Source organism: Paeniglutamicibacter sp. ZC-3, from assembly GCF_025847175.2.
GTDB classification, from domain to species: Bacteria; Actinomycetota; Actinomycetes; order Actinomycetales; family Micrococcaceae; genus Paeniglutamicibacter; species Paeniglutamicibacter sulfureus.
Window position 1 is genome coordinate 1 of the sequence record NZ_JAOYTG010000038.1, and the last position, 7,424, is coordinate 7,424.

Here is a 7,424-nt window from a genome sequence, read left to right on the forward strand (position 1 = left end):
GTCGACTCGATCCCCGCCATCTACGGGCTCACCGACCAGGCCTACATCGTCTTCACGGCGAACGTCTTTGCCTTGATGGGGCTACGCCAGCTGTTCTTTCTCATCGGCGGCTTGCTGGAGCGACTGGTCTACCTCTCCCAAGGCCTTGCCGTCATCCTGGCGTTCATTGGCGTGAAGCTCGTCTTCCACGCACTGCACGTCAATGAGCTTGCCTTCATCAACGGCGGGCAGCCGCTCCTGTGGATCCCCGAAATCCCGATCTCCTTCTCCCTGCTCTTTATTGCCGCCACGATCACCGTGGCCACCGTCGCGAGCCTGCTCAAGACCCGCAATCAAAAACGTCCCAGTTCACCCGCACCGAGCGACCCCTCCACCACGAAGGATTACTCCAAATGAGCATGTTCTCCAAACTCACCGACCTCGCCCTGAAAGCCCTGGAAAAGTCCGGTACGACGAATCAGCCCAAGAACGTCGGCCAGAAAGACTGGCGTGCGATCGTCCGCACTGCAGCAGATACCCTCACCGGGGACGGACAAGCCACCGGAGCTCCTGCTGGCCGCCGGCCAGCTTCCCCCGAGACGTATCGTGCACAGCCGCACCGCTCCGATTCGCGTGTTCCATCCGGAGAGATCAGCAACGCCGACCGGGCGGCCATCGCGCGCTACGATTACCTCCTGGAAACCGCCAATCCGCACCAGATAGAGCAAATGCACCGCGAAGCCTTCGAACGCCTGACCCCGGCCCAGCGGGATCAAATCCAGCAGCGGATACGCACGGAACTTCCCACCGAGGACCATCCCCGAACCTCGGGTGCCGATGACCTGGCGCGAACCGCGGCCCGCGCGGAGGCCGGGCGGCCGGGTTTCTTGCGGGGCATGCTCGCCCGCGCCGGGAGTAACGGTTCACGACCGGGCGGCGGCATCGGCCGCGGTGTGATGGTCGGAGGCGCCGCGGCAGGGGCAGGGCTGCTGGCAGGAGGTGTTCTCACCGCGGTCGCGGGCGGAGCGGTGGCCAGTTCGCTGGCCGGCCCGCTCCTGGAACAGGCATCAGCCATGGGGATTGACTTCGAGGCCTTGGGCAACGGCCTAGATCTCGAGGACCTGACCGGAGGGATGGGAGAGTTCACGGCCAACGCCGGTGAAACCGTCTCGGGTCTTGGCGAGCAGTTCAACGATGTCGGATCCAATTTCTCCGTGCCGGGAATTGATGACCTCTTCGGTCGCTGAGCCGAGGCCAATTCGTCGGCAGTGGGCACTACATGCCCGTTCATCCCGGCAATCATCTCCGCGGATGATGCGAGGCCGGATCGACGATGTCGAGGTGCGCTGGAAGGATCACGCCGTCTAGCACGACCAGCGTGCAGCGCTTGTAGAGTGCGTTGCCTTACTCAGGTATCCTCGGCGCCCCAGCGCCCCAGCGCCCCAGCGCGACAATCGCCTCGCGCAAGGCGAGCCCGCGTTCGGTCAACGCGTAGGCCCGGGTGTTGTGCCGGAGGGGCAGGCGGAACAGCACGTCGGCCGCTTCAAGCTCCCGCAGGCGGATGGCGAGCATGTTCGTCGGCACCCCGAGGTCGCGCTGCAGGTCACCGTAGCGCTGCGGCCCGTCGAGCAGCCGCTCCACAATGAGCAGGGCCCACCGTGCTCCGAGGACATCGAGGGCCGCGGCGAGGGCGCTCACGCGGTCGGATCGGCGTCCGGCTTCATCCAGAACGGGGAGTAGTGGTAGCCGTCGGGGTCGTCGAACTGGCGCTGGTACATGAAGGGGTAGTCGTCGATCTCACCGATCCGGCCGCCGGCGGCGCCGGCGCGCTTGGTGAGTTCGTCAACCGCTTCGCGGCTGCCGAGGTCGAACGAGACCGTGACCTTTGAGGGTGTGTCGGGCCCGCCGATCAGCTCCTCGACGCCGCCGACGCCCGCATACATTTCGCGGCTGCCGAGCATGACGTATTGCTCGGCCGCGATCGCGAAGCACGAAACGTTGTGATCGGAAATTTCCGCGTTGAGGGTCCAGCCGAGGGCGGTGTAGAAGGCGGTGGCACGCTCGACGCTCTCGACCGGGCAGGTGATAAAGAGGCTCATGCGGCCCATACTTGCAAAATACAAGTGCAACGTCAAGGCTCCACCCGCCCACTCCTTCAACATTGGTTGAGCCTAGACTTCTTCGCCCACAAGCACGTCGCTCTCCGGTCGCCGGATTCATGGGGTGGCGTAGCCGGAATTTCCATACGTGATCATTCCGAAAGGGGAACCTCCTACGGGACATATTCTCAAGAGTCCGGTAGGGAGCGGATGAGGCCCATGGCTCTCCATACTCAATAGCAGAAGAACCACGGGCCTCTCGGGTATGACGGCTAGTGTCCTGCTCCTAGCTTTCCGCCCATGCGTTCGCGCATTTTGAGGCTGGCCGCGTTCAGGCCCTCGATTTCGACAGTCTTGCCGTACTTCGCGTATTTGGCGGTGATGGCATCCAGGGAGGCGATGGTGGAGGCGTCCCAGAGGTGGGAGTTGTACATGTCGATGACGACGCGATCAGGGTCCTCGACGTAGTTGAACTGGGTGTAGAGGTCGTTGGACGAGGCGAAGAAGAGTTCGCCGTTGACTTCGTACTTGGCGATCTTTACCCCGAAGTGTTCCTCGATGCGTCGTTCCACGGTGACCAGGTGGGCGACTCTGTTGGCGAAGAGGACCATGGCGGTGAGCACCCCGACGCCGACGCCAATGGCCAGGTTGTGCGTGGCTACGGTGAAGACGACGGTGATGACCATGACGGTGGTTTCACTCTTGGGCATCATGCGCAGGGTGGAGGGCTTGATGCTGTGCCAGTCGAACGTGGCCACGGACACGAAGATCATCACGGCCACCAGCGCGGCCATCGGGATCAGCGCCACGATGTCGCCGAGCGCGACGACCAGGATGAGCAGGAAAACTCCGGCCAGGAAGGTGGAGATGCGGGTCCTGGCACCGGAAGCCTTGACGTTGATCATGGTCTGCCCGATCATCGCGCAACCGCCCATGCCGCCGAAGAATCCGGTGATGATGTTCGCCGCCCCCTGGCCCCAGGATTCTCGGGTCTTGTTGGAGCGGGTGTCGGTAACGTCATCGACAAGCTTGGCGGTCATCAGGGATTCAAGCAGGCCCACGAAGGCCATGGCCAGGGCATAAGGGAAGAGGACCTGCAGGGTCTCGAAATTCAGCGGCACGTTCGGCAGGAACAGGGCCGGCAGGCTCTCGGGCATCTCACCCTTGTCCCCGACGGTGGGGACCGCCAGGGATGCGACAACCGCAATGAGGGTCAGAACGACGATGGCAACCAGGGGCGCGGGGACCACGGTGGTGAGCTTGGGCAGGCCGAAGACGATCAGCAGACCCAGGATGGTGAGCGGGTAGACCAGCCAGGGGACGCCGAGCAGTTCCGGGACCTGGGACATGAAGATCAGGATCGCCAGGGCGTTGACGAAGCCGACCATGACCTGGCGGGGAATGAAACGCATCAACTTGGCCACGCCCAGCAGGGCCAGGATGACCTGGAAGATTCCGGCGAGGATGACGGCGGCAATGAAGTAGTCCACGCCGTGGCTTTTCACCAGCGGGGCGATGACCAGGGCAATGGCGCCAGTCGCCGCAGAAATCATGGCCGGACGCCCGCCGAGGAAAGCGATCGAGACGGCCATGGTGAAGGACGCGAACAACCCGATGCGCGGGTCCACACCGGCGATGATGGAGAAGGCAATGGCCTCGGGGATCAGGGCCAGGGCCACGACAAGTCCGGCCAGGACCTCGGTCTTGAGCAGGCGCGGGGATTTGAGGGTGCGGAGAACGGATTGCCGTTCTTCCGGGGTCAGGATCGGGTGTCCTGCCGTGGTTTTCGTGGCCATTGATGGCTCCGTTCAAGGGAAATTGGCGCTCTTGTGCGCTCGGGTACATGAAATGATGTGGGGTCGGTGCGTCCTTGTTTTGCGCTGGTTGGCTGCGGCGAGGAATGGCCGCGGCGACGCACCGAACGAAACTAACTCTACCCTAACGGGAGGGTAGAGTTGGAAGCCGAGGAAACAGGAGAACCCATGACTGACACCCCAACCCCAGCCGCCGATGCGCGGACCATGCACATCGGGGACCTGGCCGAGGCCACGGGCCTGTCCCAGCGAACCATCCGCCACTACGACGAGGTGGGCCTGCTCCCGGCAACCACGCGCAGTGAGGGCGGATTCCGGATCTACACCGATTCCGACCTGCAGCGCATGTTGGTGATTCGTTCCATGAAGCCATTGGGATTCACCCTGGAAGAAATGGGTGAACTGCTGGACACCGTTGACACCCTGGCCGCCGATGCAACCGATGCGAAGGCCCGGGCCAAGCTGGCGGAATTCATTGACCAGGCCAACACGAAGCGCGCCAAGCTCGCCCTGAATCTCAGCCGGGCTGATTCGTTCATTCAAGACCTACAGGGCAAATAGTTCCCTCGCAGGCTACGGCCCAGCGCGGGGAACCAATCGTTCATTGAAGATCGGAGCAGTCTCACGGTCCCGTAAGGGGTATGTTCGGAATGAAATTTTGGAACGTCCCGTAAGACGGTGGGGCTACCGGAACGCAGCCCTGGCTGACTTGGCCTTACGAAGTTTCTTGGATTCACAGGAAAGTCGACCGTCCCGCAACCCCCGTCCGGTGATCCGTTCCGGTGACGGGGCGTGAAACGGAACGCTGTCAGGGGTCGGATTCGCGGTCCTATGCGGCGGTGCCGGCCGCTGCTGGTGCGGGCGGGTCTATCGCGACTTTAGAAGCTTCGCACCGTCGGGCCGCAGCTCCCCGGTGGGGGAGACATGGCGGTAGAGGGTTTGGCGGGTGATGCCAAGTTCCGCACACAGGGCTCCGACCTTCGTGTCCTTGTGCCCCATGGCGGCCATGGCCAAGCGGATCTTGGCCGGGGTCATCTTGTAGGGCCGTCCGCCGGTGCGGCCGCGGGCGCGGGCCGAGGCCAATCCGGCGACGGTGCGTTCGGAGATCAGCGCGCGTTCGAACTCGGCCAGCGCGGCGAAGATCCCGAAGACGAGCTTGCCCGAGGCGGTGGTGGTGTCGATGGCCGCGCCCTCGCCGGTGAGGACCTTGAGCCCGATCCCGCGCTCGGTGAGGTCGTGGACGGTATTCACCAGGTGGCGCAGGTCCCTGCCCAACCGGTCCAGCTTCCATACCAGCAAGGTGTCACCGGAACGCATGGCCTTCAGGCAGGCGGCCAGTTGGGGGCGGTCGTCCTTCTTGCCCGAGGCGTGGTCCTCGTAGAGGTTCGACGCCTCGACCCCGGCTGCCAGCAGCGCGTCGCGCTGCAGGTCGGTGCTTTGGGACCCGTCGGCTTTGGACACCCGCATGTAGCCGATCAGCATGGCTGGAACCCCTTGTCATTTATACGGCCGTTTACGTGACACCGGATCACGAAAAGCATGCATATCCGCAAAGTGTCACTTTACCTGTTACTTATTCTAGGTCATGCAAAGATAGGTCAAACATGAATATGTGACAGGGACGGGGCAATCCGAGAAAAGTGTTGATTCCAGCGCACTGCAAGTCGGGCCGGCTCGTTCAAGTGTCGCGGTGAACCATTGGCTCACGGGACACTTTTGTCCGCCTACACAACGACATAGTTCAAAGGTCATCTGGTCCACAACAAACGGATCACTCTCGGGGGAGGACGTCGAACGGACCATCACCTCGGACATAGGAACCTGATACAACCTATCAAGTACTTGCCCATGGTTCGATAGTCTTGAGCCATGACCAGGACGTTGATAACCCAGATTGCGGCACTAGTCGCATTGATAGCGAGCATCATGCTCGCTAATGATTTAAATAATCTTTTTGCTACTCCTTGGAAAGTAGTTTTGGGCAGCATTGCCGTTCTGTCCGCAATTTCTTTGGCTATTGTGGAGATTTTGGGGACTTACAAGTCTCAACCACGTCGCTTTAAAGGTCCCAAACGAGATGCCAAAATTCTGAAATACATGATTAAATTGCTAAAACCAGAGTCCCAATGCGTGATCTCTTCAAACGATCTAAGCTGGGTGGATACGGTTGCTGAGAAGGTGCTTGAGAAGAAAGCAAAAAACAATTCACTCACACTTTTAATGCCAGTAGAGAATGATATCAGCATAAGATTGGCATCCAAAGGAGCCAAGGTATATTACTACGGCGATGATCAATTTAAATTCACAAGCCGTTTTACTTTGTTCGATCTTGACGGAACGGGTCCCTGGGTCGCAATCGGTCATCGCACAGAAGAAGTGCACACGATTCGGAAGATTAGCTCTAAAGACGACCCGGCCATTCATCTCGTTAACGATCTATATCGCTTGATGGCGCGGCACACCGTGGCTGCGTCGTCCGAATGAATGAAGAGATCAGATTCCTGGCAGAGAAAAGTCAAGCTGCCATTACACACGAATGGGACTTAATTGCGCCCGAAAGAGATGCGCAAATTGCATCCGACCACGATGCATCTTTCAGCCGTGTACTTGAACCATGGGTGCTCAGTCGACTTGGAGAAGCCAAATCAGTCATAGACGTAGGATGCGGGACGGGACGCCTCACCTCTAAGCTGCAAGGACCAGACAGGCAAGTAATAGGGCTTGATCCAAGTGCTTCAAGTATCGAGATCGCGCGGTCACACGATGTTCAAAGTGACTATATAGTTGCCACCGTCGAGGAGTGGACGACGAAAAATCCTGATGCGAGATGCGATTTGGTTGTCGCAAGCATGGTCTTAATGGATGCTCTACAAATCGATGAGGTCTTTACAGCGCTTGCGCGCCTAAGCCAACGTGGACGACTACTGGTTACCTTTACACATCCAGCTTTCTGGCCTGTGTACTGGGGGTACGCGACTCATCCGAACTTCAACTACTCAGATGAAATCCTCGTCGAAGCGCCGTTCAAGACTGCCTCATTTGAGTATTCGCTATCGACAACTCATGTGCATCGACCGCTCGGCCGGTATATAGAAGCACTTCAAAACAGTGGATTAGAAATTTCTTGTTTTGAGGAACTTCGTGGCCCTGAGGCGCCGGAAGTTTTCCCATTTCCGAGGTTCATTGGCATTGAGGCGGTGCCACGTGATGTTTGAATTTTTCTGGGCGCTGCGCTTCAGTCCCTTTTCTGCGAAGACGCCGACTGAGTTCGTATCCAAGCTGCACCAATCTTCAGTGCTGATTAAAAATGGCCTGACATCGAGCCCAATACTGATTTGTTAGGTTCTAGGTTAAGAAGTCGGCTTTGGGGTGTGAATCGCAACGGTAAGTGGCGTGTTTTTCGCGGCGCTTAGTGGCCGATGAGTAGGGCTCGCCGTGCAGTGTCGACAATCTCGGGGGTGAGTCCGGCGAGGGCGTTGACCGTTTGGACGCGTTCGATCTGGGTGGTCAGCCGGTCGACGAGGCGGAAGTT

Annotated in this window: 8 protein-coding genes and 1 pseudogene; 5 read left to right on the forward strand and 4 right to left on the reverse strand. The window is 59.8% G+C overall.

The annotated features are described in order from the left end of the window. Positions 1 to 396, forward strand: a pseudogene (locus OIU93_RS20250) (TerC family protein); the annotation flags it as partial. Beyond that, complete coding sequence (locus tag OIU93_RS20255) at positions 393 to 1,226, forward strand: hypothetical protein (RefSeq protein ID WP_264271847.1); 834 nt, start codon at positions 393 to 395, stop codon at positions 1,224 to 1,226. The pseudogene OIU93_RS20250 and the gene OIU93_RS20255, both read left to right, overlap by 4 nt. Positions 1,227 to 1,383: 157 nt before the next feature. On the opposite strand, the gene OIU93_RS20260 is transcribed toward OIU93_RS20255, so the two are convergent. The 3 genes from OIU93_RS20260 to OIU93_RS20270 form a co-directional block, all read right to left on the reverse strand. Beyond that, complete coding sequence (locus OIU93_RS20260; RefSeq protein WP_264271848.1) at positions 1,384 to 1,677, reverse strand: helix-turn-helix domain-containing protein; 294 nt, start codon at positions 1,675 to 1,677, stop codon at positions 1,384 to 1,386. Beyond that, positions 1,674 to 2,078, reverse strand: coding sequence for a VOC family protein (locus OIU93_RS20265; RefSeq protein WP_264271849.1), 405 nt, complete (start codon positions 2,076 to 2,078; stop codon positions 1,674 to 1,676). Before OIU93_RS20265 ends, OIU93_RS20260 begins: the two co-directional genes overlap by 4 nt. 272 nt (positions 2,079 to 2,350) lie before the next feature. Continuing rightward, positions 2,351 to 3,874 (reverse strand): SulP family inorganic anion transporter, encoded by a 1,524-nt coding sequence (locus tag OIU93_RS20270; protein ID WP_264271850.1) that lies wholly within the window; start codon positions 3,872 to 3,874, stop codon positions 2,351 to 2,353. 186 nt (positions 3,875 to 4,060) lie between these two features. Here OIU93_RS20270 and OIU93_RS20275 point away from each other — a divergent pair, with 186 nt between their 5' ends. Next, positions 4,061 to 4,453, forward strand: a complete 393-nt coding sequence (locus OIU93_RS20275; RefSeq protein WP_264271851.1) for a MerR family transcriptional regulator — start codon at positions 4,061 to 4,063, stop codon at positions 4,451 to 4,453. Positions 4,454 to 4,759: 306 nt separating this feature from the next. Here OIU93_RS20275 and OIU93_RS20280 read toward each other — a convergent pair whose 3' ends face one another. Further along, positions 4,760 to 5,374 carry a recombinase family protein gene (locus tag OIU93_RS20280; protein WP_264271852.1) on the reverse strand — a complete coding sequence of 205 codons (615 nt, stop codon included), beginning with the start codon at positions 5,372 to 5,374 and terminating at the stop codon, positions 4,760 to 4,762. A gap of 387 nt (positions 5,375 to 5,761) precedes the next feature. Here OIU93_RS20280 and OIU93_RS20285 point away from each other — a divergent pair, with 387 nt between their 5' ends. Then, positions 5,762 to 6,376, forward strand: a complete 615-nt coding sequence (locus tag OIU93_RS20285; RefSeq protein WP_264271853.1) for a hypothetical protein — start codon at positions 5,762 to 5,764, stop codon at positions 6,374 to 6,376. After that, positions 6,373 to 7,107 carry a trans-aconitate 2-methyltransferase gene (locus tag OIU93_RS20290; RefSeq protein WP_264271854.1) on the forward strand — a complete coding sequence of 245 codons (735 nt, stop codon included), beginning with the start codon at positions 6,373 to 6,375 and terminating at the stop codon, positions 7,105 to 7,107. The genes OIU93_RS20285 and OIU93_RS20290 overlap by 4 nt, the downstream gene beginning before the upstream one ends. Positions 7,108 to 7,424 lie beyond the last annotated feature (317 nt).

What these genes read in the sequence shown, in the direction of transcription:
- OIU93_RS20285 (WP_264271853.1), top strand. Translation starts at nt 5,762, where the DNA reads ATGACCAGGACGTTGATAACCCAGATTGCGGCACTAGTCGCATTGATA.
- OIU93_RS20290 (WP_264271854.1), top strand. Translation starts at nt 6,373, where the DNA reads ATGAATGAAGAGATCAGATTCCTGGCAGAGAAAAGTCAAGCTGCCATT.
- OIU93_RS20275 (WP_264271851.1), top strand. Translation starts at nt 4,061, where the DNA reads ATGACTGACACCCCAACCCCAGCCGCCGATGCGCGGACCATGCACATC.
- OIU93_RS20265 (WP_264271849.1), bottom strand. Translation starts at nt 2,078, where the DNA reads ATGAGCCTCTTTATCACCTGCCCGGTCGAGAGCGTCGAGCGTGCCACC.
- OIU93_RS20255 (WP_264271847.1), top strand. Translation starts at nt 393, where the DNA reads ATGAGCATGTTCTCCAAACTCACCGACCTCGCCCTGAAAGCCCTGGAA.
- OIU93_RS20270 (WP_264271850.1), bottom strand. Translation starts at nt 3,874, where the DNA reads ATGGCCACGAAAACCACGGCAGGACACCCGATCCTGACCCCGGAAGAA.
- OIU93_RS20280 (WP_264271852.1), bottom strand. Translation starts at nt 5,374, where the DNA reads ATGCTGATCGGCTACATGCGGGTGTCCAAAGCCGACGGGTCCCAAAGC.